Origin of the sequence: Caulifigura coniformis (assembly GCF_007745175.1) — a bacterium.
Classification (GTDB): Bacteria; Planctomycetota; Planctomycetia; order Planctomycetales; family Planctomycetaceae; genus Caulifigura; species Caulifigura coniformis.
This window is the reverse complement of record NZ_CP036271.1, coordinates 5,050,207-5,075,577: the sequence shown is the minus strand read 5'-3', so window position 1 is coordinate 5,075,577 and position 25,371 is coordinate 5,050,207. Positions and strand designations below refer to the sequence as shown.

23 protein-coding genes are annotated in these 25,371 nt (G+C 63.9%); 14 read left to right on the top strand and 9 right to left on the bottom strand.

Features of this window, described 5'->3' with window-relative positions:
* The first annotated feature begins 82 nt into the window (after positions 1-82).
* Both asnB and Pan44_RS20355 read left to right on the top strand, forming a co-directional pair.
* On the top strand, positions 83-2,065 hold the full coding sequence (gene asnB, locus Pan44_RS20360; protein ID WP_145033082.1) for an asparagine synthase (glutamine-hydrolyzing): 1,983 nt from the start codon (positions 83-85) through the stop codon (positions 2,063-2,065).
* Between the two features lie 77 nt (positions 2,066-2,142).
* Positions 2,143-3,045 (top strand): PIG-L deacetylase family protein, encoded by a 903-nt coding sequence (locus tag Pan44_RS20355; protein WP_145033079.1) that lies wholly within the window; start codon positions 2,143-2,145, stop codon positions 3,043-3,045.
* A 25-nt stretch (positions 3,046-3,070) separates the two neighbouring features.
* Here Pan44_RS20355 and Pan44_RS20350 read toward each other — a convergent pair whose 3' ends face one another.
* The 5 genes from Pan44_RS20350 to Pan44_RS20330 form a co-directional block, all read right to left on the bottom strand.
* A complete protein-coding gene (locus tag Pan44_RS20350; protein ID WP_145033076.1) occupies positions 3,071-4,402 on the bottom strand; it encodes a hypothetical protein in 1,332 nt (443 codons plus the stop codon).
* Positions 4,403-4,440: 38 nt separating this feature from the next.
* A complete protein-coding gene (locus tag Pan44_RS20345; RefSeq protein WP_145033071.1) occupies positions 4,441-4,815 on the bottom strand; it encodes a gamma-glutamylcyclotransferase family protein in 375 nt (124 codons plus the stop codon).
* A 67-nt stretch (positions 4,816-4,882) separates the two neighbouring features.
* Complete coding sequence (locus tag Pan44_RS20340; RefSeq protein ID WP_145033069.1) at positions 4,883-5,293, bottom strand: hypothetical protein; 411 nt, start codon at positions 5,291-5,293, stop codon at positions 4,883-4,885.
* A gap of 181 nt (positions 5,294-5,474) precedes the next feature.
* The gene (locus tag Pan44_RS20335) at positions 5,475-5,996 is read right to left on the bottom strand and encodes a DUF309 domain-containing protein (protein ID WP_145033065.1); all 522 of its coding nucleotides are present in this window, start codon (positions 5,994-5,996) and stop codon (positions 5,475-5,477) included.
* Between the two features lie 31 nt (positions 5,997-6,027).
* On the bottom strand, positions 6,028-6,816 hold the full coding sequence (locus Pan44_RS20330) for a PIG-L deacetylase family protein (RefSeq protein WP_145033062.1): 789 nt from the start codon (positions 6,814-6,816) through the stop codon (positions 6,028-6,030).
* A 238-nt stretch (positions 6,817-7,054) separates the two neighbouring features.
* Between Pan44_RS20330 and nagB the strand changes: the two genes are divergently transcribed.
* The 8 genes from nagB to Pan44_RS20290 all read left to right on the top strand — a co-directional run bounded on the left by nagB (position 7,055) and on the right by Pan44_RS20290 (position 18,220).
* The gene (nagB, locus tag Pan44_RS20325; RefSeq protein ID WP_231754117.1) at positions 7,055-8,875 is read left to right on the top strand and encodes a glucosamine-6-phosphate deaminase; all 1,821 of its coding nucleotides are present in this window, start codon (positions 7,055-7,057) and stop codon (positions 8,873-8,875) included.
* A gap of 285 nt (positions 8,876-9,160) precedes the next feature.
* Positions 9,161-9,625, top strand: a complete 465-nt coding sequence (locus tag Pan44_RS20320; protein ID WP_145033059.1) for an Hsp20/alpha crystallin family protein — start codon at positions 9,161-9,163, stop codon at positions 9,623-9,625.
* Positions 9,626-9,691: 66 nt separating this feature from the next.
* The gene (locus tag Pan44_RS20315; protein ID WP_145033056.1) at positions 9,692-10,171 is read left to right on the top strand and encodes a cupin domain-containing protein; all 480 of its coding nucleotides are present in this window, start codon (positions 9,692-9,694) and stop codon (positions 10,169-10,171) included.
* Between the two features lie 255 nt (positions 10,172-10,426).
* Positions 10,427-12,058 (top strand): MFS transporter, encoded by a 1,632-nt coding sequence (locus Pan44_RS20310; RefSeq protein WP_197453517.1) that lies wholly within the window; start codon positions 10,427-10,429, stop codon positions 12,056-12,058.
* 3 nt (positions 12,059-12,061) lie between these two features.
* Positions 12,062-12,556, top strand: a complete 495-nt coding sequence (locus tag Pan44_RS20305; protein WP_145033051.1) for an ANTAR domain-containing protein — start codon at positions 12,062-12,064, stop codon at positions 12,554-12,556.
* Between the two features lie 84 nt (positions 12,557-12,640).
* Complete coding sequence (locus Pan44_RS20300; protein ID WP_145033048.1) at positions 12,641-13,102, top strand: RidA family protein; 462 nt, start codon at positions 12,641-12,643, stop codon at positions 13,100-13,102.
* Positions 13,103-13,421: 319 nt separating this feature from the next.
* Positions 13,422-16,274, top strand: coding sequence for an FG-GAP-like repeat-containing protein (locus tag Pan44_RS20295; protein WP_145033045.1), 2,853 nt, complete (start codon positions 13,422-13,424; stop codon positions 16,272-16,274).
* A 341-nt stretch (positions 16,275-16,615) separates the two neighbouring features.
* On the top strand, positions 16,616-18,220 hold the full coding sequence (locus Pan44_RS20290; protein WP_145033040.1) for a hypothetical protein: 1,605 nt from the start codon (positions 16,616-16,618) through the stop codon (positions 18,218-18,220).
* Positions 18,221-18,264: 44 nt separating this feature from the next.
* On the opposite strand, the gene moaA is transcribed toward Pan44_RS20290, so the two are convergent.
* Positions 18,265-19,266, bottom strand: coding sequence for a GTP 3',8-cyclase MoaA (gene moaA, locus Pan44_RS20285; RefSeq protein WP_145033036.1), 1,002 nt, complete (start codon positions 19,264-19,266; stop codon positions 18,265-18,267).
* A gap of 217 nt (positions 19,267-19,483) precedes the next feature.
* Positions 19,484-20,032 (bottom strand): hypothetical protein, encoded by a 549-nt coding sequence (locus Pan44_RS20280; protein WP_145033033.1) that lies wholly within the window; start codon positions 20,030-20,032, stop codon positions 19,484-19,486.
* Positions 20,033-20,345: 313 nt separating this feature from the next.
* On the opposite strand from Pan44_RS20280, the gene Pan44_RS20275 reads away from it, so the two are divergent.
* From Pan44_RS20275 to Pan44_RS20265, 3 genes are read left to right on the top strand one after another with little or no spacing between them, the layout of a single operon-like run.
* Positions 20,346-20,789: a YkgJ family cysteine cluster protein gene (locus Pan44_RS20275; RefSeq protein WP_197453516.1), complete on the top strand. Its 444-nt coding sequence runs from the start codon at positions 20,346-20,348 to the stop codon at positions 20,787-20,789.
* On the top strand, positions 20,790-21,734 hold the full coding sequence (locus Pan44_RS20270) for a DMT family transporter (protein ID WP_145033027.1): 945 nt from the start codon (positions 20,790-20,792) through the stop codon (positions 21,732-21,734).
* A complete protein-coding gene (locus tag Pan44_RS20265; protein WP_197453515.1) occupies positions 21,731-21,883 on the top strand; it encodes a hypothetical protein in 153 nt (50 codons plus the stop codon). Before Pan44_RS20270 ends, Pan44_RS20265 begins: the two co-directional genes overlap by 4 nt.
* Positions 21,884-22,128: 245 nt before the next feature.
* Here the strand turns inward: Pan44_RS20265 and Pan44_RS20260 are convergent, their stop codons facing one another.
* Together Pan44_RS20260 and Pan44_RS20255 are read right to left on the bottom strand one after the other, a co-directional pair.
* Entirely contained in the window at positions 22,129-22,614 is a 486-nt protein-coding gene (locus Pan44_RS20260; RefSeq protein ID WP_145033018.1) for a hypothetical protein, read from the bottom strand.
* A gap of 151 nt (positions 22,615-22,765) precedes the next feature.
* Complete coding sequence (locus Pan44_RS20255) at positions 22,766-23,449, bottom strand: hypothetical protein (protein ID WP_145033015.1); 684 nt, start codon at positions 23,447-23,449, stop codon at positions 22,766-22,768.
* Positions 23,450-24,080: 631 nt separating this feature from the next.
* Between Pan44_RS20255 and Pan44_RS20250 the strand changes: the two genes are divergently transcribed.
* Positions 24,081-25,367: an efflux RND transporter periplasmic adaptor subunit gene (locus Pan44_RS20250; protein WP_197453514.1), complete on the top strand. Its 1,287-nt coding sequence runs from the start codon at positions 24,081-24,083 to the stop codon at positions 25,365-25,367.
* Positions 25,368-25,371: the final 4 nt, after the last annotated feature.

Genomic DNA, 25,371 nt, shown 5'->3' with positions numbered 1-25,371 from the left:
GGACCGTTCGCGGTAATGCTGAGTTGACGGCGGACGCTAAGATTCAGCATCCCCTTTCCATCCTGACGAGGTCACGACGCGGATGTGCGGTATCGCCGGCGCCAGCTGGATTCAGAACGGCCGGCCGATTTCCCGCCCAGACCTGCGGCGGATGACGGACGCCATTGTCCACCGCGGGCCCGACGATTCGGGGGAATACTGGTCGTCCGAACCAGGTCCGAACGGATTCCCTGACGCGGCGGCCCCCGGCGCGGCCCTCGGATTCCGACGCCTGTCGATCATCGACCTCTCGGCCGGGCATCAGCCCCTCTCGAATGAGGACGGCAGCGTCTGGATTGCCTTCAACGGCGAGATCTACAACTACAAGGAGTTGCGGCCGGCGCTCGAGGCCCGCGGCCACCGCTTCGCGACGCACTCCGACACCGAAACGATCGTGCACCTGTACGAGGAGCATGGCGTCGATTGCGTGAAGCACCTGCGAGGGATGTTCGCCTTCGCGATCTGGGACGACCGCCGGAAGCGTCTGTTCCTCGCCCGCGACCGGGCGGGCAAGAAGCCGCTCGTGTACCGGCTCGAAAACGACCGCCTGTTCTTCGCCAGCGAATTGAAGTCGATCCTGCAGGTTCCGGGCATCCCGCGGGAGGTCGATCCGCAGGCAGTCGACCTGTTCTTCACCTACCAGTACGTCCCCCATCCCCGTTCGGTTCTCAAGGGGTTCAACAAGCTCGCGCCGGCCCACACCGCTGTCTATGAAAACAGCCGGCTCGACGTGCAGCGCTACTGGATCCCCCCCTACTCGGCCAGCGATCCGATCGACAATCCGGATCTGGCCGGAAGTGAATCGTGGACGCCGGACGAGTGGCGAACGCGACTGCGGGACACGCTGACGGAATCCGTTCGCCTGCGGATGCGGTCGGACGTTCCTCTCGGAGCGTTTCTCTCAGGCGGGATCGACTCGACGATCACGGCCGGACTGATGCAGTCGCTCTCGAACCGGCCGATCCACACCTTTTCCATCGGCTTCCCCGTCGCGCAGTTCGACGAACGGACGTTCGCCCGCGAAGCGGCGGCGCACCTGGGAACGAACCATCACGAGTACCTCGTCGAGCCCTCGGCGCTCGAATCGCTGCCGAAGCTCACGTGGCATTACGACGAACCGTTCGGCGACAGCTCGGCCATTCCAACCCGCTACCTGGCGGAAGTGACGCGCCGCGAAGTGACGGTGGCCCTCTCCGGAGATGGAGGGGACGAACTCTTCGCGGGCTATGAACGCTACGAAGCGGTGCGACTGGCGACCCGGATCGACCGACTCCCGCAATTCGTCCGCAACATCTTCGCGTGGAACCTCTGGCAGAACATTCCGACCTCGGTCAACCAGCGGGCGCTCGGGCGGCGCATCAAGCGGTTTGCAGCCGGGCTGGCGGAAAGCCCCGAACTGCGCTACCTCCGCTGGATCGGCATCTTCGACGCCGAACGACGAAGCGACCTGTATACGCCCGAATTCCGCCAGAAACTCGAGGGCTTCAACGCGGCCGAGTTCCTGCTGGGCTGTTATCGGGCCTGCCCCGACCGGGACCTCGTCACGCGGACGACGTGCGTCGATGTTCACAGCTATCTACCCTGCGACATTCTCAACAAGGTCGACATCGCGACGATGGCCCACAGCCTCGAGGCGCGCTGCCCATTCCTCGACCACCGGGTGATGGAGCTGGCCGCCCGGATGCCGATCGAACTGAAGCAGAGCGGCGGCAAAGGGAAACGGATCCTCCTGGAGACCTTCAGCGACCTGCTGCCGGCCTCGATTCAGACGCGCCCCAAGATGGGGTTCGGCGTCCCGATGTCGCACTGGTTCCGCAACGAGTTGCGGCCGCTGCTGAACGACACGCTGCTCGACGCGACGGCCCGGTCGCGCGGCTATTTCCGCACGCAGACGGTGCAGCGGATGATCGACGAGCACCAGTCGGAGAAGTGGGACCACAGCTATCGGCTGTGGGCACTCATCGTCTTTGAACGGTGGATGCGGGCATTCGTCGACGGGAACGTGGCCCCCAGCGGGCCGGTCTGATTTCTGTGCTGGAGAAGCACGGCCGGTTAGATTGGCGTCCGGGTTCCTCGTCCTGCCGACATCGAACAGGTTTTGCCATGAGCCGATTGCTGTTGCCTGTGCTGGCCGTCCTTTTCTTCACGCCGCCCCTGTCGGGCCAGGACAAGGAAACGAAGCCGCTTCGCATCGTGGTCTTCGGCGCCCATCCGGATGACGCTGACTACAAGGCGGGCGGGACGGCCGCACTGTGGGCGAAGGCCGGGCACAAGGTGAAGCTCTGTTCGGTCACGAATGGCGACATCGGCCACTGGCAGATGGCAGGCGGCGAGTTGGCCCAGCGTCGCACCGCGGAAGCGGCGGCCTGCGCGAAGACTCTCGGGGTCGAGAGCCAGGTCCTCGACATTCACGACGGCGAACTGCTGCCGACACTCGAGAACCGCAAGCTGATTACGAAAGTGATTCGTGAATGGCAGGCAGACGTCGTCATCGCCCATCGCCCTTGGGACTACCATCCCGATCACCGCTATGTCGGCGTGCTCGTGCAGGACGCGGCCTACATGGTGACCGTGCCGTTCTTCTGTCCGGACGTGCCGATCCTGAAGACCAACCCGGTATTCCTGTATTCGAGCGACGGATTCCAGAAGCCCTACCCGTTTCGGGCGGACATCGCCGTCGCAGTCGACGATGTGTTCGACCAGAAAATCGACGCGATTCATGAACTGGAATCGCAGCACTACGAAGGAGGCGCGAACGGCAGCCAGGAGCATGTCGATAGCGTTCCTCCGGCCAGAGATATCGCCGGGCGGAAGGCATGGCTCCGCAAGCGCTGGGATTCCCGACAGTCGGCCGAGGCACGCAAGGGGCGTGAAGCTCTCGTGAAGTGGTACGGCGAGGAGCAGGCGAAGAACGTGAAATACGCTGAACTGTTCGAGATCTGCGAGTACGGCAAGCAGCCATCCGACGCCGAGATCCGCGTTCTCTTTCCGTTCCTGGGCAAATAGGGACGTGTCTCGCGTGCGGCTGGATTCACTCCAGTCGCACGCCGACGGTGTACTCGCCCGAGTTATCGGTGAGGCTGCTGAAGCGGTCGTTCACCCGGAAGTAGAGCGTCCCTCCGGTGGCGGGTTCGATGACGGTCGAATCGCCGACGGCGAGAGGCTTGAGCAACCCACCTTCACCGCCGATCTGTTTAGGGTCGTCGACCACCGCGGCGAGCAGCATTCCGATTGGTCGCCCGCCGGCATAGCGGAGCGAGATCCCCGCGGGCCCGCTGATCCACGGTTTCGTGGACGAACCGAGCGTCACCTGGCCGGTCGCAGTGATGACATACGCTTTTCCCCGCTGCAGCATGAGTCCCGACGACTGCCACCCGCGATCGGCCCGGACCGTCACGTCCACGGGACGGGCAAACGGAGCCCCTTTACGAAACGCAATCGCGCTGCGTTCGAAATCGAATCCGGGCTCCATCTGTGAAATGAACAGCCGCCATTCCGGATCGAGGCGTTCTTCGTCGCGGTAGGCCTCCCGGAGGCGTCGATTGAAGCCAGGTTCGTTGCTGAGCCGGCAAAGTTCATGAAAGCGGTCGCGGAACGTGGGGTGCTTGTCGAGGAACGAACACAGCAGCCAACTCCAGGCGTACGGCCGCTTCTGGAAGCCGGCGAAATCGGAAGGCCCCAGGGTGGCGACCTCCTGGGCCGCCATCGCCCGGCCGGCGGCTATTTCGTCCGCGAGGAACTTGATGCGTGCGAATCCTTCGTATTTCCGGCCGGGTTCCGGAAAGACGCCGAACTGCATGGTTCCATCCGCATCGGCATGATGGCATCCGAACATCTCGGCCATGCCTTCGTGGAACCAGACGGGCTGGTCGGCCCCGGGGACGGCCGTCATGAAACAGTGCGTCGCTTCGTGAAGCAGCAGGTGTTCGCGGTAGTAGTCGAACTCCTGCTCGTTCATCCAGAATTCGAGACCGATATGCCGGCCATGATCGAACGCGGGGACGTCATCGCGGAGCATCTTCGCGGCGCGAAAGCGGTCGGCGTCCTTCATCAGGTAGCCGGTGATCTGGAATTCAGCCCCGTCGGCGGCCGGCGGAAGCGGGCCGAATTTGGCCGTCCAGACGTCGTAGAGGCGGTCGACGAGCAACGGCAGCGGACGGGCTTTTGCAGGGTCGATATCCGTGAACAGCCGCAGCCGTTTCGATTCGAACTTCTCGATTCCAAGTTCTCGCAGGCGGGCGTCGTCGTACTCGGAGCGGGCGACGGCCGGCCGAACGACCCGGTCGGCGGCGGGCGTCGACGATGCGCTCGCCAGGAGCATGACGACGAGCACGAAACGGAGCTGGGCGATCCTTCGCGACATGCCCGTAGGCATACCTGCTTTCGCGAGACTCGAACAGTCTAACCGGGGGGCCGGAGAGGGACGTCCCAGCGCCGCTGCAGTTCGCGTTTTCCCCGGATGTCGCCTTCGTAGAGGTAAGCCTCGACGGCGGATTCGGCGAAGGGCGTCATCAGCGGGAGGCGTTTGCGCACGTAGAGCGAGTCGGCTACGCCTTCGACTTCATCGAGGACCTCGAGAATGGCGGGGGAGACTTCGTAGACCTCTCCCTCGATCTGCCCGCCGGAGTTGTCTTCCACCAGGGCCGGGTACTCGCCGAGGTTGTAGAGGCGGAAACCGGGGGCGGTCGTCGCGATTCCGAGGAACCGGCTCCCCGCCATAAATCGGTGGCGGCAATCGCCGCGTTTCAGCGTTCCGTAGACGAAGACCAGCGGCATCGGCGTCCCAGGCCCGGCTTCTGCGCGTTGGGGGAACGGACGTGCGAGACGCCTCGAAATCCGTGGACTACTTCCGCCTGTCGTCGTCCTCGTCTTCGAACTCGTCGACTTCGTCGAACTCGAGTTCGTCGTCGGAGACGGCCGAGAAGTCGTCCGAGGCCTCCGCAAATTCATCGTTCTCGGCGACTTCCAGTTCTTCGGACGCCGGTTCCGCAACCGCAGCGGCATTCGCTCCCTTGGCCGGCTCGGCCTTGGCGGCGGCCTTGGCTTTTGCAGGTCCGGTTTTGGGGAACATTCCCGTGATGATCAGCAGCGGAAAGAAGGCGAGGAGGGCTCCGGCAGCCGCGGCGACGGCATAGATGCCTTTCAGCACGCCAGGAGCATCGCCGATGACGCCGAGGGCGCCGAAGATCGCCATGGCCAGACCAGGGGCGGCCCCGATGATCGACATCGAAAACAGCGAAGAACGAGCGGTCACGTCGGGTCACTCCGGGAAGATGGGCTCCGGTTGCCACTCTACGAACGCAACGGAACCACGGGCAAGGGCGTCCCTCGCGCTGCCATCGTCACCGGAATGGCGGCAACTTCAACTCGAAACGACGGGCCGCATGGCGGCGGCAAGGTCCCCCCGGACTGCCCCCGGGCAGCCGGTGCGACCGCTACAAACGGTCGCCGGAGGCGGGGAGGCCGGGCCAGAACGCGATGGGCCGGCCGTGATCGAGCGCGGGCTGGGTCCAGGTCGTTTCAGCGATGCTGGACGCGAGGCGCGAGAGATCGGCCAGGGGAAGCCCAGCGAAATGGGACGCGCCGGATTGCGCGCGGACGTGAGTGACCAGTTCGAGGGCTCGAAGTGCGTGGCGCTGGACACCTGCGGGTTTCCCCTCACGTACCTTGACGCCTGCCGCCGCCAGCTTGATGAGGGCCTTCAGGAAGTCGGCCGTGGGACCGTGGCGTCCGACGGCGTGCCAGACGGCTTCCCATTCTTCATGGGCTTCCCAGTAGTAACCGCGGCCAAAGAGGGCGACGCCGCGCGCGAATTCGGGGACGGCGTCGATGCGGTTGTTCTCGACGATGATCGTGCGAACCGGCTGGCCATGCGAGTGGCCGGCCGGATCGCGAATCGGATGGGGCGTGACGCCGGGAGTGTAGGTGTACGGTGGGAATCCGGGTTCGCTCGTCATGGTTGCGGGATTCCCGCCGCACGGGCTCTCCCTACGACGCCTGTGTCACGTGGCAGAGCGGGCCGAGGAGTTCGGCGATGATGTTGGAGTGGGGATAGGGATGCCCCAGGTGCTGGCGGAACGCCTCACCGTGCGCCTTGCCGATCACCGCGCCGCGCTTGCCGCTCCACTTGGTGCAGCTGTCGAGGTATTCGTCGACTCCGTGCTGCCGGCGAAGCCAGGCGCGCTGGCTGTCGTGGGCGGCGAGCATCTTCATCTTGAGATCGTTGGTCGAGGTCGTATCGACGATGAAATCGTGGGGAACCGGCTTGCCGAACCAGTCGACGCCTTCGAGCGGATCGCAGTAGTAGAGGTGGGGGATCTTCTCGGTGGGAGGGGCGGCGTCCCATTCGTGCGTCTTGTAGAAGGGGACGCTGGCCGAGAAGAGGGCGTCGCGAACGAGGCGGCTGGTGACCTCGTGGTCGGCCATGTAATCGATGGGGGGGGCGGTGATGACGACACTGGGGCGGGCGCGGCGAATTGCTTCGGTGACGCGGCGGCGGGAGGCGTCGTCGACGACGATGGCGAGGTCGCCGAACTCGAGGCACATGTAATCGGCGCCGAGGAGGTCGGCGGCGGCCTTGGCTTCCTTGCGGCGGATATTGGCGATTTCGGTCTGGGAGAGCTCGGCGCTGCCGAGGTCGCCGGCGGTCATCGTGGCGATGGTGATGTGACAGCCCTTCTGCTTCAGGAGGGCGAGCGTCCCGGCAATCTGGAACTCCACGTCGTCAGGATGGGCGTGAATCGCGAGAATCCGGGGCTGGGGGGAGCCATCGGCCATTGAAACTGTTCTCTCTGTCGAATCTGATAGCAGGACTGCAGGGACCGCGACGCTCGCGGTCCGCGCGGGCAGCCGGCCGGCGAACACTTCGCCGCCCCCCGCGCCACAATTGACGATCTTATCGGCCGATTTGTTGATGAACATGCTTGTCGAGCACGCGAATTCCCGGGGGTCAGGAACGAGGGTTTACGATGAACCCGGGGCCCGGGCTGTCGAGGGGGTCAAAAGTCCGGCGATCATGTTCCGGACTTCGGACGGCGTGGGCCGTCACGTCGCCCATGAAGTGGCCGCCCTGATCCGCGAGCGGAATGCCGCGGGCAAGGCGACGGTGCTGGGCCTGCCGACGGGCTCCACGCCCGTGGGCGTCTACCGGGAACTGATCCGGCTGCACCGGGAGGAAGGGCTCGACTTTTCGAACGTCGTGACGTTCAACCTGGACGAGTACTGGCCCATGAAGCCCGACTCGCTGCACAGCTACAACCGCTGGATGCGCGAGAACTTCTTCAACCACGTGAACGTTCCCGAGGCGAACATCCACATCCCCCGGGGAGACATCGGGCGGATCGAAGTGGAAGAGTTCTGCCGCCAGTACGAGCAGGCGATCGTGGACGCCGGCGGCATCGACATCCAGATGCTGGGCATCGGCCGGACGGGGCACATCGGATTCAACGAACCAGGAAGCTCGAAGAGCAGCCGCACGCGGATCATCAATCTCGATCCGGTGACCCGCCGCGATGCAGCGAGCGATTTCTTCGGCGAGGAGAACGTTCCGCAGCGCGCCATCACGATGGGGGTCGGCACAATCCTGTCGGCCCGCAAGGTGTTCGTCATGGCGCTGGGCGAGCACAAGGCGAAAGTGATCTACAAATCGCTGGAGGGCCCCGAGACGCCTGAGATCGTGGCCTCGTTCCTGCAGTCGCATGAGAACGTCGAGTTTGTGCTGGACGCCGCCTCAGCGGCACAGCTCACGAGCGTCAAAACGCCATGGCGGTTTGAGCACGTCGAATGGACGCCGCTCCTGGAGCGGCGCGCGGTGGTGTGGCTGTCGCAGCAGGAGAAGAAGCCGATCCTCAAGCTCGACGCCCGCGACTTTCACGAGAACCACCTGACCGACCTGATCCACGAAAGCGGGCCGGTGGAGCGCATCCGCCAGAGGGTGTTCGATGATCTGCTGGGCACTCTGTGCCCGCAGCCGGGGGGGCAATCGCCGACGAAGATCATCGTGTTCAGTCCGCACCCGGATGACGATGTCATTTCGATGGGCGGAACGCTGTGCACGTTGTGCGACCAGGGGCACGAAGTCCACGTTGCCTACCAGACGAGCGGCAATATCGCCGTCTTCGATCACGATGCGCTGCGCCACGTCGACTACGTCAGCGAGTTCCTCGACCTCTTCGGCCTGCAGACGCCGGCCAGCATGCAGCTCGAGCAGAAGATCCGGCAGCAGGTGGCGCAGAAGCCGCCAGGCGCCTGCGACGGGCCGGACGTTCTCAAGGTCAAAGGCCTGATCCGGAAAACCGAGGCCGTCGCGGGCGCGCACATTGCCGGCGTTCCGGGCGAGCGGTGCCACTTCCTCGACCTGCCGTTCTACCAGACGGGGCAGGTCCACAAAAAACCGATCGGGCAGGAAGACGTCGATATCATCGCGGCGCTCCTGCGCGAGCTGCAGCCGACGCAGGTTTACCTGGCAGGGGACCTGTCCGATCCGCACGGCACGCACCGGATGTGCGCCGAGGCGATCCTGAAGGCGCTCGCCGCCGTCGAGAAGGAAAACGTCACTCCCGAAGTGTGGCTGTATCGCGGGGCCTGGCAGGAATACGATCCGCACGAAATCGAGCGGGCCGTACCCCTCAGCCCGGAAGTCACACTCCGCAAGAAGCTGGCGATCTTCCGGCACGAGTCGCAGAAGGACGCAGCCCTGTTCCCCGGACACGACGAACGGGAGTTCTGGGTACGGGCCGAAGAACGGACCAAGAACACGGCCCGGATCTACAACGAGCTCGGACTTCCAGAGTTCTACGCGCTCGAGGCGTTCCGGCGGTACGACGGGATCCTGTAGCAGTCGGCCGACGCGGACAGCGCCGGTTCCGAGAACGACTGAGAAACCACGGATCAGACGGATGACACGGATGGCTCGGCAACATCGAAGCCATCCGTCTTATCCTCTTGATCCGTGGTTTGTTTTTTTGTTCCGGGTGTTTGACTCGCTGAAATCACGGGACGAGTCAGGCCCACAATTCTGCCTGATCCGCCCCCGGCTTTCTCACGTTGCAGTGGTTGAGCCGCGGATCATGCGGCACAATTGAGACACGTTGGGTTTCCGCCTTCGTCGATTGAGGAACATATGTCCGCTTCTCCCTCGGGCCCGGTCACCGGGTCGCTTGAACGCATTCGCTCCGAAATCGGCCGGCTCGTCGACGACGCCTGGACCTCGGGCGAGCGGGCGATGGACGCCATCGGGCTCCGCCGCACGTCGATGCCGGCCATCGATGTGATCGAGCATGCCGATCGCGTTCACGTCGCCGTCGATCTGCCCGGCGTCACTCCGGAATCGATCGACGTCTCGATTGTCGGCAACATGCTCACCGTGCAGGGGAGTTACGCGACGATCCTGACGGAAGGGGGAACGACGCATCTCTCCGAGCGCCCCCGTGGAACGTTCAAGCGGCTGGTTCCGCTCCCGGCTTCGGTCAATTCGGAAGATGTCCGCGCCGAATCCCGGAACGGCGTGCTCCAGATCTCGGTCGGCAAGATCGAGACGGCCAAGCCCCGCAAGATTCCGGTCTCCGGCGCGCAGCCGATGATTTGAGTTCCCGTTTCAAGCACCCCGGCTGCTTTGGGGCGGCCGGGGTGCTTCGTTGTTGCAGGTCCACCGATGTCGCGCGCCCAGGAATTGATTTCCCTCCTCGAACTCCAGCCACATCCCGAAGGGGGCTGGTATCGCGAGATTCATCGCGCCGCGGCGCAGGTGATGCCCGATGACGGCCGGCCGGCCCGGTCGGCCCTGACGGTGATCTATTTCCTGCTCGAGCGGGGACAGTTCAGCGCCTGGCATGTCGTCTCTTCCGATGAATGCTGGCAATACTGCGAAGGGGATCCGCTGGAACTTCTGACGTTCGATGCGCAGACCTCGAATCGACTGAGCGTGGAACTCGGCCCCGTAACGACATCGCGTCGATCGACTGCGGTCGTTCCTCCGGGCGTCTGGCAGGCGGCGCGCTCGCTTGGAGAATTCACACTGGTGCAATGCGCGGTCGGTCCGGGCTTTGATTTCGCTGATTTCCAGATGCTGCGCGACGTTGCGGCGCGGAGCGCGATCGAGGGGGCCTTGGGCGACTGGCGGGGGTTTGTGTAAGCGGCAGCCGACAAAGTCGGACCGATGGCTGCTTGACACACCTCAGGCGGCGAGTGGGGACAGAGCGCGCCCCCTCATCCACTCTTCACGCACCTTCTCCTCGCTGAGAATGCTCCGACGTGGAGGAAGCTGACTGCGGAGAAGGCTGGAGGGCTGTCTGCCTGAGAGATGCGTGCCAGCGCGTCGTGCAATCCCGGTCGGTTCGATATGCTGGCGGACTCCATTTACGTCCCCCCTTTCGCCAGTCGCCTGCCGATGACGACGTCCCCTGCTCTTCCCACTTCGCAACCCGCCAGCAAACGCGGCCTCTGGATGGCCCTCATCGCGGCTATTCTCGGCTGGATGTTTGACGGATTTGAGATGGGACTGTTCCCATTGGCAGCCCGTCCGGCCCTGCGGGAAATGCTCACTCAGAGCGCCTCGCCCCCGGCCAACCTGGACCAGACCGTCGGACTGTGGATCGGCGTGATGACCGCCGGGTTCCTTGTCGGCGCTTCGGCGGGCGGCGTGATCTTCGGCTGGCTCGGCGACCGTCTCGGCCGTGTGCGGGCGATGACGCTCAGCGTTCTCACGTATGCCGTCTTCAGCGGCCTCTGCGGTTTCTCGCAGGAACCCTGGCACCTGTTCGCTTTTCGTTTTCTCGCTTCGATGGGAATGGGGGGGGAGTGGTCGCTCGGCGTTTCGCTCGTGATGGAATTGTGGCCCAGTTCGTCGCGGGCCTGGCTCGCCGGATTGATCGGGGCCGCCTCGAACGTCGGCTTCATGCTGGTCGCCATCATCAGCCTCGTGCTGTCGCAGCTGATCGCTGACGTCGGTCAGGGGCTCCTGGCGATCGGCGTCCCGGAGAACATCACCGCCGCATTGACCAGCAATTCCGGCTGGCGGCTGCTGATGATCTGCGGTGTCCTGCCAGCGTTGCTCACATTCTTCATTCGGCTCTTCGTCCCAGAATCGGAAAAATGGGCGGAAGAGCATTCCAAGGGGACGACGAAGCAGTGGTCGAGCGCCGACCTGGGCGCCGTTGTTCTCGGTACGCTGGCCGCGATGGCGATGATCAGCGTCTGGGCCTATCCGGAGATGTTCGGCGCGACGATGGCCGAGTCGACCCGCCTCGCAATCCAGATCAGCGTCACCGTAGTTGGCCTGGGACTGACCTACGCCGGGTTCACCTATCCAATCCGCAAGTACATCGGACGCACACTGGCCGAGAAGCCGGGCTCCTTCGGGACGTGGACGGGGCCGGCGATCCTCCGTCGCCTGATCATCGGGGCGACGCTCAGCGGCGTCGCACTCCTGGGCACCTGGGCCTCGATTCAGAACGCCGCTCCGTGGGCGAATGAACTGGCGGAGAAACAGGCGGAGAAACAGGCCCTTGCGGCAGGCGAGACGGATGTCGCGGTGGTGAAAGCCAAGGCCGCCTCGGCCGCGGCGTATACCCAGATCGCCGCCGGGTTCGGGGCCGTGGTCGGGACGATCTTCGCGGCGTTGCTGGGGGACTGGGTCGGGCGTCGGTTTTCGTATGTCCTCCTGTGCCTGGGCGCGCTGATCTCATCGCTCGTCTTCTTCCAGACGAATACGAACTATGACTGGATGTTCCTCGTGACGGTGTTTTTTGCCGGAGGACTCACCGCGTCGTTCTACGGCTGGCTGCCCTTGTATCTACCGGAACTGTTTCCAACGCGAGTCCGGGCCTTCGGCCAGGGTTTCGCCTTCAACTTCGGCCGCGTGATCGCCGCCGTGGGAGCACTGCAGTTCGGTTACCTGATGCAGAATGTGTTTGACGGCAGCTTCCCGAAGGCCTGTTCGGTGCTGAGTCTGGTGTACCTGGTCGGAATGGTGGTGATCTGGTTCGCCCCGGAAACCCACAAGCAGCCGCTCCCGGAGTAAGTCATGGCAATTCGCTCTCAGGCCCCAATCGATCAACGCATGGCCGACGCCGGTGGGCGCGTCCTCGTCGTGTGCAGCGACCTGTTCTTCAGCACCCAGGTGGCGGGCATGGTCCGCTCGGCCGGGTTTGACGCGGTGCTCGAGATGCAGTCGGCCCGCGCCGCGGGTCAGCTTGCGACGGGCTGCTGGGCAGGCGTCGTTGTCGATGTGGAATCGGCCGGCCTGGACCTGCCCGCGTTGGTGGCCTCTCTCGGGGACGAGCCGCGTGCCCGCGTCGTCGCCTTCGGGCCGCATGTGCACACCGCAAAGCTCGACGCGGCCCGTGAAGCGGGCTGTGACGCCATCCTGACACGGGGCCAGATTTCCTCGAACCCGCAGGGGCTGCGCGTGGCGATCCTGGGGGATCGACCGGCCACAGGCTGCAAGGGAAGCTGTGACAAACACGCCGGAACTCCGGCCGACCTGACGCTTCCCGGGCCAATGGCCGCGCAGGAATGACCAACCTTCATTGATGAACGCCGTCTGGCGGAGCCGCCGGCGAACTTGTGATCCAGGGTGGGACGACTCTCTACGGAATGAACGATGGCCGCTGAAGCACGCATTGCCGAACTGAAACTGCAGCTCCCGAATCCCCCGAAGCCCGGCGGCGTCTACAAGCCGGTCGTGCAGGTTGGAAACGTCTGCTACGTGTCCGGACACGGCCCGCTGAAGGTCGACGGCACTCTGATCACCGGGAAGGTGGGGGCTGAGGTGACCGAAGAGCAGGCGAAAGAGGCGGCCCGGATCACGGGCCTGGCCCTGCTCGCCTCGCTGCGGGCGCACCTGGGCTCGCTGGACCGCGTCGTCCAGCTGGTGAAGTCGCTGGGAATGGTCAACGCAGTGCCCGAGTTCGGCCGTCATCCGGCAGTAATCAACGGCTACAGCGAACTGATGCGCGACATCTTCGGCGAGAACGGCGTCGGGGCGCGAAGCGCCGTCGGAATGGGATCGCTGCCGGGCAATATCTCGGTCGAGATCGAGGCGATCTTCGAGGTTACGGGCTGATCCCGGGCCCGGGCCTGCCCGTCAGACTCCCCCCGGAATTCTCGCAAATTTTTCCGCGGGATCGCGGGGGCGTCTGTTCTGCGGTCAAACGGCTGTTTTACGATGCGCTGTCGAGTCGGCGGCTGCGCCCTGAGGGCGCGTCTCACAGGCCGTCGATTCGTCAGGGGTGAAGTGTCTTCTCCCGGCAGGGTCGCCGGGTCCGCCGCCAACGGATGAAAACGAACTTCTGCCGCCGCGTCTGCTCGCCGTCGGTCATGGAGACGTTGCGGCCACGAAATCCGTTGACGTCCGTTTCATACCGTTCAGAGCATTCAGACTCATGCCCACGACTCGTCCGCTCAGCCGTGCCTGGAAGTCCTTGTGGAAGAAATCGCGCGCGACCCGAGCGCTTGCGAATCGCTGGCAGACGGCCGAACCACTGGAAGTCCGTGTCCTTCCGGCAGCGGTCACGATCACCGCTTCGGTCGACGGCTACGCCCGGGACGCCAATCGCGACGGCGTTTTCACGGTGCTCGACGATACCAGTGAAACCCTGCTCACGCGGTTGTCGACCTCTGCAACGATCGGCGCCGAGCGGGCGATGTTCGAGTTCGACCTGACCGCCACCTCCACGGCGCTCTCGGTCAGCTCCGCGACCTTTATCGTCAACGTTTCGCAGGTCGGGAAGAACGGCGCTGTCCTGCCGAAGATCAACCTGTTCGGCTACAGCGGCGACGGCACGCTCACACTCGACGACGCCTCGGCCATCGGAACGGCCGTCTCCAGCGCCACGATCTCTACGACCGGCGAGCTGCGACTGGAACTCGACCTCGACTATGTCCGCTCGAAGTTCGGAAGCTATCTCGGCCTGCGGATCGAGAACGCTGTGCTGAACGGTCCCTTCGCGGTTTACACGTCGCAGGAATCGGCATTCACGGCTCCGAAGCTCGAACTCGACATCAACGACACATCGTTCAATATCGACGAGCGACGCCCGAAAGGGACGATCGTGGGCCGGATCGGCATCGGCACGAATTCGAACTACACGATCACAGGGGGCGATCCGGGCAACGTGTTCGCCCTGAATCCGACGACGGGCGTGATCACGGTTCTCGACAGTTCGCTGCTGACCTACGCCAACCAGCAGAAGTATGTGCTGAACGTCCAGGCGGTCCTGGCCGATGGCAGCTTCGGGACGTTCAACGTCACGATCAACGTCAAGAACGTGTTCGGCGGGAACAACCAGCCAGTCGTCACGGCCTCGGAATTTGAACTCACCGAGTTTTCGCCCGTCAATACGGTCGTCGGCAGAGTGGAGGCGTCCGATCCCGACTCGGCCGATCCCCTGACCTACTCGATCGCTGCCGGCAATACGGGGAACGCGTTCAAGATCGACTCGCGAACGGGCGTGATCTCCGTCAACGACCAGAATGCACTCAGCTACATCGCCTCGCCGAGCTTCGTGCTGTACGTCGGCGTGCGCGACACGCGCAGTCCGGCCGGGACGCAGCCGGTTCTGCAGAAGGTCCAGATTTTCCTGACGCCGCGCTCGACCCCCATCAATTCGTCGAACTTCGTCCGCATCACACCCGGGTCCGACGCCGAGGCGCGCGACGTCAACAACGACGGCACGTTCGAATCGGTCGATGCTCCGGCCAACGTGATGTTCATTCGCCCGGGCGAGCCCGGCGTGGTCGGTCGCCGCCCGGTCATGGAATTCGACCTGTCGGGCGTGAGCAGCGGCAAGGTGGTGAAGTCGGCCTACCTGACGATCTACGTGAGCGCCTACGGGGGTTCGAACCACCCGGTCAGCGTCTACGGCTATGCGGGAGATGGAATCGTCACGGCCGGCGATGCGGTGCTGGGAACGTTGATCGGTTCGAAAACGATCACGATCAACAGCAAGGCTGACCTTCGCGCCTATACGATCGAATTGAACCCGGCCTTGATCCAGCAGCTGATCGGCACGCAATCGGACCTGGGCCTCGTGCTGCGGAATGACCTGAACCTGAATGTTCTCGGAATCGACAGTGTGGAAGGCCCCGTCAACCTGGGCAATCCGCTCTCGCGACAGCCGTCTCTGAACCTCGTCCTGGAGGATCCTTCAGACGACGTCGTCTTCCAGGACAACTCGACCGGCGCCCTGACGGTTGCCCGTTCGGACGGCAGCACTTTCGTGAACCAGCCGGCAGCGGTTCTCCGGCCGGGAGTGACGTTCTCGGAACTGTTGACCGGGGACTTCAACGGAGATGGACGGCTCGACATCGCCGGCCGGAACGCGGCCAACGGCCAGGTCCTCGTTGCGCTGGCTTCGGGGAACCAGTTCGTCACTTCGGCCACCGCGTGGACGACGCTGCCGTTCGCCAGCACGATGCGCGACTTGTTCGTCGGCGATTTCAACGGCGACGGGAAGGACGACATCGTCGGCCGGAACGCGCAGGGGCAGCTGCAGGTCGCACAGTCGAACGGGACCAAGTTCACCAACGTGGTCTACGAAACCCTGCCGGCTGACCTGCGAGCCCTCACAAACGTGAAAGTGGGCGACTTCAACGGTGACGGACGGGATGATCTCGTCGGCTTCAATACCTCGACGGGCCAGGTGATCGCGTCCATCTCGAACGGCTCGACGTTCACGTCATCCGTCTGGGGCAACGTGCCGCTCAACGTGGCGGTCACGGAAGTCAACGTGGGCGACTTCAATGGCGACGGACGCGACGACGTGTTCTTCCGGCAGGGCACCCTCAATCTCGTGGTGCTGCGGTCGACCGGCACGGCCTTCTCCAGCATGGCGTTTGGCATGCTGAAAGCCGGAGTTCCCTACATCGGCTTCCGGATGGGTGACTTCAACGGAGACGGACTCGAAGACATCGTCGGCTTCACGGGAACGGGCGCGATGACGCTCTTCCGATCGACCGGAAGTTCGTTCACCCAGCATGGCGGCGGAATCCTGCCGGTCCCGGCGGTCGGGATCGATCCGAAGGACATCGTGATCGGTGATTTCAACCGGGATGGCAAATCCGACATTCTCGTCCGGAAGGCCGTCAGCACGACCATCGGCAAAGTTACCACCACGACCCAGAATCTCTATGTGGCGCAGGGGACCGACCTGAACGTCGACACGTTCACCTCGAGCCTGTTCGGCACGATCGAGGGCACCGGGCCGTTCTCGCTGATCGGTGTTGGCAACTTCTGATCCGCCCTTCGGTTCCAGGAAATCGAGCCCGGACGACGTCCCGTCGTCCGGGCTTTTTTTGCGTCGTGCCCCGGGGAAGGACCGCCGCCCCGGGAGATGCGCCAAGCCCTGCGCAGTTTCACAGCTCGCCCCACCTTTCCTCTTGCGCGGGCGAACGGGGTTCCTGGCCGGGCCGGACGTGATTTCTGCGGACCTCATGGGAACGGGACCGGTACGATCTGTGCTGATCCGGGTCTCGCGAGCCAGCCCGCCTGAAGACGTTCAGTTGTCGCGGAGGCAGGATGATTTCCCAGGTGACCAGCAGAGCCTGTTCAGGACACACCTCGACTCGAGGATGGCGGATGGCCCTCGTGGCGATCGGCATCATCGGCCTCGTTTCGCCCGCATTGGCCGACCGGCGATTCTTCCGCCGCGTTCAGTCGTCGAGCGTGCCGGCCCCCTCGCTCACTCCCGCTCGGCCCTCTGTTCCGCCGGCGGAGCCGATCCGGCCGCAGCTCGCGCCGAGCGAACCAACCCCGACACTCTCCACTGAGCCGACGCTCGCGGCGCCGCTGACCGATGCGCCGCGGTTTGTCCCTCCCGGTCTTCCGAGCGTCCCGGGCGTTCCCGGCGTCCCGGCGCTGAAGACGCCGACGCTTCCCGATGAGCCCTTCCCGCGCCAGGCGCCTGAAGGCCCACAATCCATTCCCCCACGGACGATCACTTCGCTCCGACCGGACGGAGCTGCCTGCCTGTTCATCGACGTCACAGGCGCCTACCTGAACAGCCTGATTTCGACACCGCGGCAGGACGCCGGCCCGGTGAACGACATGGTGCTCGGGGCGCGCGTCGAAGGAGAGCAGACAACGCAGTCGAGCGTCATCATCCGCACGGTTCCATCAGCGCAGTCGGCCAGCCTGGACGTGAACCTCGGAGGAGAAAGCTGCACGCGAACGACGGCGATGACTCCCCAGGCGTCAATCGACATGACCGGCCGCCAGCGTTTCAGCCTGCACAAATCGGTCGAGTTCGACGGGGCGCATTTCCTCACGAGAACGCCTGCCACGCAGCTTGAATCGTGCCAGCAGAATCTTCGCGCACGCACGATGGCGAGCCAGATCCCTGTGGTCAATTCGATCGCCGAGACGATCGCCCTCAACCAGGCGAACCTCCGCCAGCCGCTGGCCCGTCAGGAAACGGCGAGGCAGGTGACCAACCGCGTCGTTCCTCCGTTTAACCAGGCGATCGACGAACGCCTGGCGGCCGCCAACGACTGGCTGGCCAACCTGTCGACCACGCTTCCCAACGTTCACGCGTTCCTGACCAGCGGTCGCTGGTCGTCGACGGGATCGGCCGTCACCGGCCAGGTGGCGTCAACGGTTCCGGTATCGAGTGCGCCTCCCGAGCCCCGCGGCGGCGCGACCGTGCGAATCCATGAATCGCTCGCTCCCTCGCTGTCCACGGCGCTTCAGCTCAACGGCCGGGAAATCACGATCGAAGAAATCCGCCGCTGGATCGACCTGTTCGGCGATGATATCGGCGGAGTCTCCGGCCCCGACTCGCTCATGCCGCCGCTGACGTCGCCGACCAACGTGTCGCTCCGGCTGGCGGACGATGAACCGCTGGCGCTGTCCTACCAGAACGACGAATTTCGCGTCGTCCTGCGGGCGTCCATTCGGGCCGGGGACGCCGTCGACCTGCCGGTGCACCGGGTGTCGATCGGCTACTCGATCCGCCGCGTGGCCGACTCGTTTGAACTTCAGCCGCTGCCCGTCGACGTGCAGGCGGAGGCATCAGGAACGTTCGTCTCCGGCACCGTCGAGCAGTTGATCAAAGCCCAGATCGAGGGACGGCTGCGACCCGTCACGATCTCGACCGACGCCATTCCGCCGATGGCGAATGGCCACCGGCCACGGGTGAGCGACGTCACATCCACCAATGGATGGCTGACGGTGGTCTTTGAGTGATCCTGATGGGCTTCAAAGGCACGCATTCGATGCGTGCTGCCCGTTTAGCCGCCGATGGAGTGCATGGCCCTGGTCGGCTGAACGAAGCGCGACGTGTTGATTTCGTGTCCTTCCCACTTGGACGCGATGGACGCCCGAACAGCCGAGCGAATGTCGTCATCGGTCGCGTCGCCGCGAATCAGAGACCGAACATCGGTCTCTTCCAGGCTGAACAGGCAGTTCCGAAACTTGCCGTCCGCCGTGAGACGCGCGCGGTTGCAACTGGCGCAGAATGGCCGGCTGATGGATGAAATGAACCCGATGCGACCGACTCCGTCCGCAAACACGTAGTCTGAAGCCGGGGCCTTCGGGTCCTGGTCCGGGGCCGGCTCGAGCGGCCCGATGCCCTCCTCGAGCAGCCGGAGCATTTCGTCTGCAAAGAGTACCTTGTCGCGCTCCCAGGCGGCATCGGCGTCCAGCGGCATGTATTCGATGAATCGGACTTCACAGCCCGTTTCGCGGGCGAAGCGGCCGAACGGGACGACTTCGTCCTCCGTCAGGCCCCGGATGGCGACTGCGTTGATCTTGATCGATTCAAACCCGACGCGCCTCGCGGCTTCGATTCCCTCGATCACTTTTTCGTACCCCTCGCGCCGGGTGATCTCGCGGAACTTTTCCGGCGAGAGCGCATCGAGGCTGACGTTCAGACGCCGCAAGCCCGCATCGAACAGGCTCTGTGCCTGCTCCGCAAGCAGGATGCCGTTGGTCGTCATCCCGACATCGTCGACGCCTTCGATCCGCACCAGGCGCTCGACCAGCAGGTGCAGGTCGCGGCGGACAAGCGGCTCACCGCCGGTCAAACGCAGCTTGTTGACGCCGAGCGGAACCACGGCCCGCGTAAAACGTTCGATCTCTTCGAACGTGAGCAGGTCCCTGCGGGGCATGAACTGCACGTTGTCGGCCGGCATGCAGTAGAAGCAGCGGATGTTGCAGCGATCGGTGACGCTGATCCGCAGGTTGTTGTGCACGCGGCCGAAGGAGTCGATCAGAGGCAGTTCGCGGAGCATTTGCGTCCGGCGGCTCAGCGCCGCGCGTTGATTGTCTGGACCACTGCGGCAAGCGATTCCCCGTCACGCCCCGCCGGCGCGAAAACGGCCGGAGCCGTCTCTTCTTCCGATGGTATCCGCAAATCAACATCTGGACACGAAAAACGGCCCGTCTGCGGGAAGCAGGCGGGCCGTTTTCTCAAATCGATCGATTTCGGCGGGTCGAACCCGCAGGAAATCAGTTCAGGATCTTGCTGGTGCTCTTGGCCAGAGTCGCGATCTTCTCGTCGGTCAGTTCGTTGGCCTTCAGGGCCTCGTTGACCTTCACCTTGCTGTCCACCCACATCATGACGGTGACGTCGGCGTCCTTCGAGATCTTGTACTTGTCCGGTCCGGCGAGGCCGTCGAACGTCGTCAGCGGGGTGTTCTTGATTTCCTGCTTGGCGGCGACGGTCTTGAGGGCTTCGGTCTGCGCTTCCGGGTCTTCGGTGAGCACGACGACGAACGCAGCCATCTTGGCGTCCTTGTTGGCGCCGACCTGGTCATCGATCTGCTTGGTGAGCTTGGCCACCTTGTCGTTCATCTGCTTCGCGAAGATGCTGACGACGGGGCGAGCGCCGTACTTGCAGCGATAGCAGAGCTTGTCGCCGGCCGAGGGACCGGTCACGTCCGTCACGTAGAACGCGGCGACCGAATCGCCTTCCTTCAGGCAATCGCTCTTTTCTTCGGCCCAGGCAGCGACGGTGGCGCAGCAGGCAACGCTCAAAACGGCCAGAAGCTTCTTCATGTTCGTCGTCTCCATCGAATGAACTGAAAGTCCTCGCGGGCTGAGATCACGCATCTCCCCGCGATCTGCATCACAGAAAAGGGTTGTCTTGGAACATCCCGGTTCGGGTGACGCGCTCCGCGCCACGTTCTCGAACCAGGACCGTGCGTGCATGGCCATGCACAAGACGGACCGCGGCCGGAACGCTCGCGTGATTATCGCCACGTCCCCCGGATTGTCCAGCCAACAGTCAACTTTGATGCGTTGCAACTGTCGATTTGACAAGTTGTTAACATGCGAAAGTGTCGAACTTACAACCCGGTTTCCAGAGTCGATGACCCCGCTTCCTGTCGTCGTTGTTCCCATCGAGTCGTGCCAGGGGTGCGGCGCCTGCTGCAGTGAGCAGGGAGCGCCGCCGGACTATGTCGCCCTGCGCATGAGTCCCCACCTGGCGGACGATCCGAGCTTCGCCGACGATCTTGCCCGCTCCCGTTCCCTCTCCGGCGAGCCTCTTCGACTGCTCGACCTGTACTTCGAAGAACGGGAGGCCGGACGGCGTTCGGAAAACGGAGTCTGCGTCTGGTTCGATACGGCAAACTGTTGTTGCCGTTTCTATGATCTGCGGCCATCCACATGCCGGGTCTTCGAGCTCGATTCTCCGGGATGTCATATTTATCGCCGCCGGCAGGGAATCGGAGCGGGCCAGCCTTCGACGCGCGACCTCCGTCCCGGCCCTCCCTCTCCAGCGGAACAGCAGGAACCGCTCAGGACGACCTGATTGTCAGCTTCTCAAGGAGACTCGCGGTCGCCCGGTGAACACCGTCGACGCACCGCGCACATCGGACTCGCGTTCGGAATCGGCGCCGCCCTCGCCTACACCTGCACCAACATCCTCCTGCGAAACTCCGCCGGCCCCACCGACCTCGGCTGGAACTGCTGGGCCACCTGTCTCAAGGCAGTCCCCTCAGCGCTCGCGGCGTGGGCCCTCATCGTCTACCGCTGGACACAGGGGGAGCGCGGGCTCGACGGCTGGAAGTCGTTTCTGTGGCTGACGCTGAACGGGTTCGTCATGCAGTTCGGCGGAAACATCTCGTTCCAGTATGCCATGAGCTTCGGCGGGCTGGCGCTCACCGTTCCGATGTGCTTCTGCACGCTCATCCTTTCGGGAGCGCTGGGAGGACGGTTGTTCCTCAAGGAAACCATCAGCCGGCGGGCGATGGTCGCCATGTGGTGCCTGATCGCAGCCGTCGTCATCCTCAGCCAGGGGGCGAATGAAGCCGCAGACAAGATGCGCGGCGAGGCGACTTTCGCCGACATGGCGAAAGCGATCGTGTTTTCGGGGCTCAGCGGGCTTGGTTATGGATTCGGCGGAGTGTCGATTCGCCGCGCCGTCACCGGCACGGGAACGATCGCCTCGACGATTGCTCCGCTGTCGACGATTGGAGTCGTGGGACCAGGGCTCATCGCGTGGAACCAGATGGGTTCCTCAGGGCTGGCCGCCGTCCCGTGGGAAATGAACGCGACGATCCTGGCCGCAGGAACGTGCAACGCGTTCGGATTCTTCTTCGTCGGCGCCGCGATGGCCCGACTGCCGATCGTGCGTGTAAACCTCATCAACGCGTCGCAGACCGCGATGTGCGCCCTGGGCGGGATCATTTTCTTCAGCGAGCCGGCCACCTGGTGGATCGGCCTACCTGGTGGATCGGCCTGGGGACCGGGATGACGATTGTCAGCCTGGGCATTCTCGGGACACAGGATCCTCACTCGCCCGATGCGGACACCGCGCTGATCATGGAAGCCGAACAACCGCAACCGCCCGAATCATTTGCGGAGGGAGTGCCGCTGGAGGCCGCCCTGACTCCGGATTCGTGACTGCTCAATTAACAACGGCCCTTATTGTCCTTCGCAGACCCGGCGTCGACTTCAGAAAGAATACCCGCCGATCGAACCGATCCGAAGGAGCGTCTCCTCGACGAAATGTCCGTCTGATCGGTTCGATGCGTGCTGGCCCCAAAGAACAAAGCCCGGCCTACCCAATAGGCCGGGCTTTGCTGCGACATCCCAAAGGATGATTCTCTCCCGATGTCAGCTGGAGCCGACATCGACGTTGTTCGGTCTTACGGAGGGGGCGGGAGTTCGAAGTACCGCGATTCACGCGGAGCGGCCGCCGAGCCGCCGACATCATCCGGCGGAGGAGGCAGGATCTGCACGAATCCGCGCAGTCCGTCCATCTTCTGGATCGAGGTCGGCTTGGCTTCGAGATGCTTTGCGGGACTGGTCGCGCTGACGCTTCCGGGCGTCTGCGATGGCCGGGCCGACAGCGGGATCGAGCTCTGCGTCGACTTCACCGCAGGTCCCAGCGACTGGGCCGCGCGCCACATGTGGTGCCGGGCGGCCGACGACACAGGGCCGAGCTTCGGAAGCGTCGGTGGCCGCAGGCCCCCCGGTCCGACGGGAACCGCGGGCGTTTCGAGGAACGGATCGACCTCGGGCGTCATCAGCTGAACAGCCGGCCCGCCGACGGGGTCGAACATGCTGGCGCGAGGTCCGGCCGTGCAGCCGGCGAGACACAGGACAGGCAGCGCAATCAGGGAAAATCGCATCAGGAGATCTCCCGCCGGTGAGGGGACACCGGCATCGGACACACGTCCCCACAGTGAACCTGGGGAATGAGGAGCGTCAGCCATGCCGCCCCTCGATGGCGCGAGCGATCCCCGCCCGCGCCGCACACTCAAACACCTTTGCCGACCGTTGTTACTCCTCAACTCCGATCCGGTACTTCATTTCGTTGAACAGTTCGCCGTACTCGACGCTCGACGAGTGGACATGCTCCCCTTCGGTGATGAAGCGGATGGTGTCGCTCACGGGGAGGCGATGGTCTTCGAGGATTCCTTCGAATGCCTCGAGCTCGTGTCCGTAGAGGACAAGCAGCTTGTGTTCATCGAACTGCACTTCGAGCGGCATCGACGGATTGAGCACGGCGATGCCGGTGCAGCCGTCGTTCATCAGCATCTCTTCGTAGTCGTAAAGAATGCTCTTCAGGATCGGCAGGTCGATGTTCTCGCGGTGCATGTCCTTATGCCGCTTGCCGTGCGACTGATGGCTCGTTTCGAGAACCACGTCGACTTCGTCTCCCAGCGGAGTCAGGAGATCGATGAACAGCTCGAACAGCTTTTCACGGGTCTGCGCGGCGATGATCACGGGGACTTTGACCCGCGCGATGTCGTCGACATAGGCGTCGCGACGCCATCCGGCACTGGGAACGACCTGCAGGTCATAAGAAGGACGGACGGCTTCGGTCAGCCGAAAGCTGCCGTAGCGCGCAATCGCGAGATGCTCTTCGAGCTGGTTCTCAGACACGCCTTCGAAGCTGCTGCGTCCTTTTTTGACGCCGGCGTCGCGCGTGTTCGATCGCGATGATTTTTTGATGAAACCCATGACTGCATCACTCCCGGAACAGGACCAGCCAGGAAAGGCCGGTGTTTCGGGCAGCGTCCCGACGTCACGCCGGGGGTTCACTGCCGTGCAAATCTAGCACGGGCTTTTCGAGGGCAGGCTGCGACCCGCAACTGGAGGCGGATTTCACGCCGGCGTCGCTCCTGAGAAGCGCGAATTGTGACGTGCGTAGAGATTGGCGGACCGCGAAGGCCGAACGAACGTGACGGTTGGGCGGGTCAGGAGGCTCGCGAAGCCCGACGTCTTCAGCCGGTCGCAGCGCCTCGGATCCTGGAAGGAACAACCGCGAACCACCCGGTGCCGATTTCCCTCGCTTGCACCGACGGATTCATCGAGGCGCACGACCGCCGGCCTGACATCACCAGGAATGAGATAGCCGCTCACGGAGTTCTTCGACACCGGCCGAATCGGTAAAGGACCGTTAAGGCGGATCAGTGCAAGGCTTTGAAACAAAGCGTCTGCTCGTCAATCGCACGCTCAGGGCCCGCGGCCGCAGGTCGAGCTAGCCGCGGATTGGCTTCAATGGATATGATCTTCTGTTCACGATTCCACGTTCGCGGGCAAACGAGCGTCGATCGGTGCATCGGACTTCCCTTCGTCTTCCGTCTCCGCAGTGAACACACCCGCACCTCGCGACGCCCTGGCGACCCTGCAGATCAAACGCCGCGATGAGCGCCGCGGTCCGTCGTTTCTCGGACGACTGGTGCAGCTCATCGGACTCCTGGTGCTGCTTGCGGCGCTCGGGATCGGCGGCTTCGTCTTCGCGCAGCGTCAGGGCTGGGTTGCCGCCTCCGACGAATGGATCCCGCAGGCCATTCGAACGCTCAAGCAGGTCCGCGTGACAAAGGTCACCGTCGAGACGGGCCGGTCGGCCGATGCCGTCGTCGTCGCCACCGGATATCTCGAGTCGTACCAGCAGGCCAACATCGGCGCCCGCGCCGCCGGCCGGATCGAGAAGATCAACGTCGAAGAAGGAACCCGTGTGCAGGCCGGTGAAGTCATCGCCGTCTTGGACCACAAGGACATTGATGCGGCGCTGGCCGGGACGAAGGCGGCCGTTCTCCGGGCCGAGGCCGAACTCGCTGAGCAGGAAGTGGCCATCGCCCGCGCGAAGAAAGACCTCGAACGGAAGACAAAGCTGAAGGAATCGAGCGCGCTGACGGAATCGCAGTTTGATGAAACCAACTTCCAGTACCAGGCGATGGTCGCCAAACGAGGGACTCTCGAAGCCGCGGTGAAGCTGGCGCAGGCCAAAGTGCTCGAGACCGAGCAGATGATCGAGAACATGATCGTCCGCGCGCCGTTCACGGCCACGGTCATCAACAAGACGGCCGAAGTCGGCGAGTCGATTCTCCCCGGCGGCATGGGCGAAGCCTCGGGTCGCGGTTCGGTCGTCATGATCGCCGATCTTGATCGTCTCGAAGTCGACTGCGACGTCAAAGAAGATTACATCGGCCGTGTGCTCTCCGGGGCGCCGACGGAGGTGGCTGTCGACGCCGTTCCGAACCGCCGATACCACGGGCTTGTCCGGAAGGTCATTCCGATGGGAGATCGTGCGCGCGCGACGATCAAGGTGAAGGTCGAGATCACGGATGCCGATGCCCGCCTGTTCCCGAACATGAGTGCGAAGGTCTACTTCCTGCCCGAACCCGGCGAGAAGCCGCCGGAAGCGAAGGAAAAGCGGATCTTCTGCGATAGCGCCGCCATCATCGGCACGGGCGCCAACCGGGCCGTGTGGCAGCTGGGAGACGACCTGCGGGTGCGTCGCGTGGCGATCACCGGCGGAGAAGACCGCGATGGCCGGACAGAGATCCTGGAAGGCCTCAAAGGTGGCGAGCGGGTCGTCGTTGATCCGTCACCCGAACTTCATGAGGAACAACTCGTGAAGGTGAGGGATTGAGTCG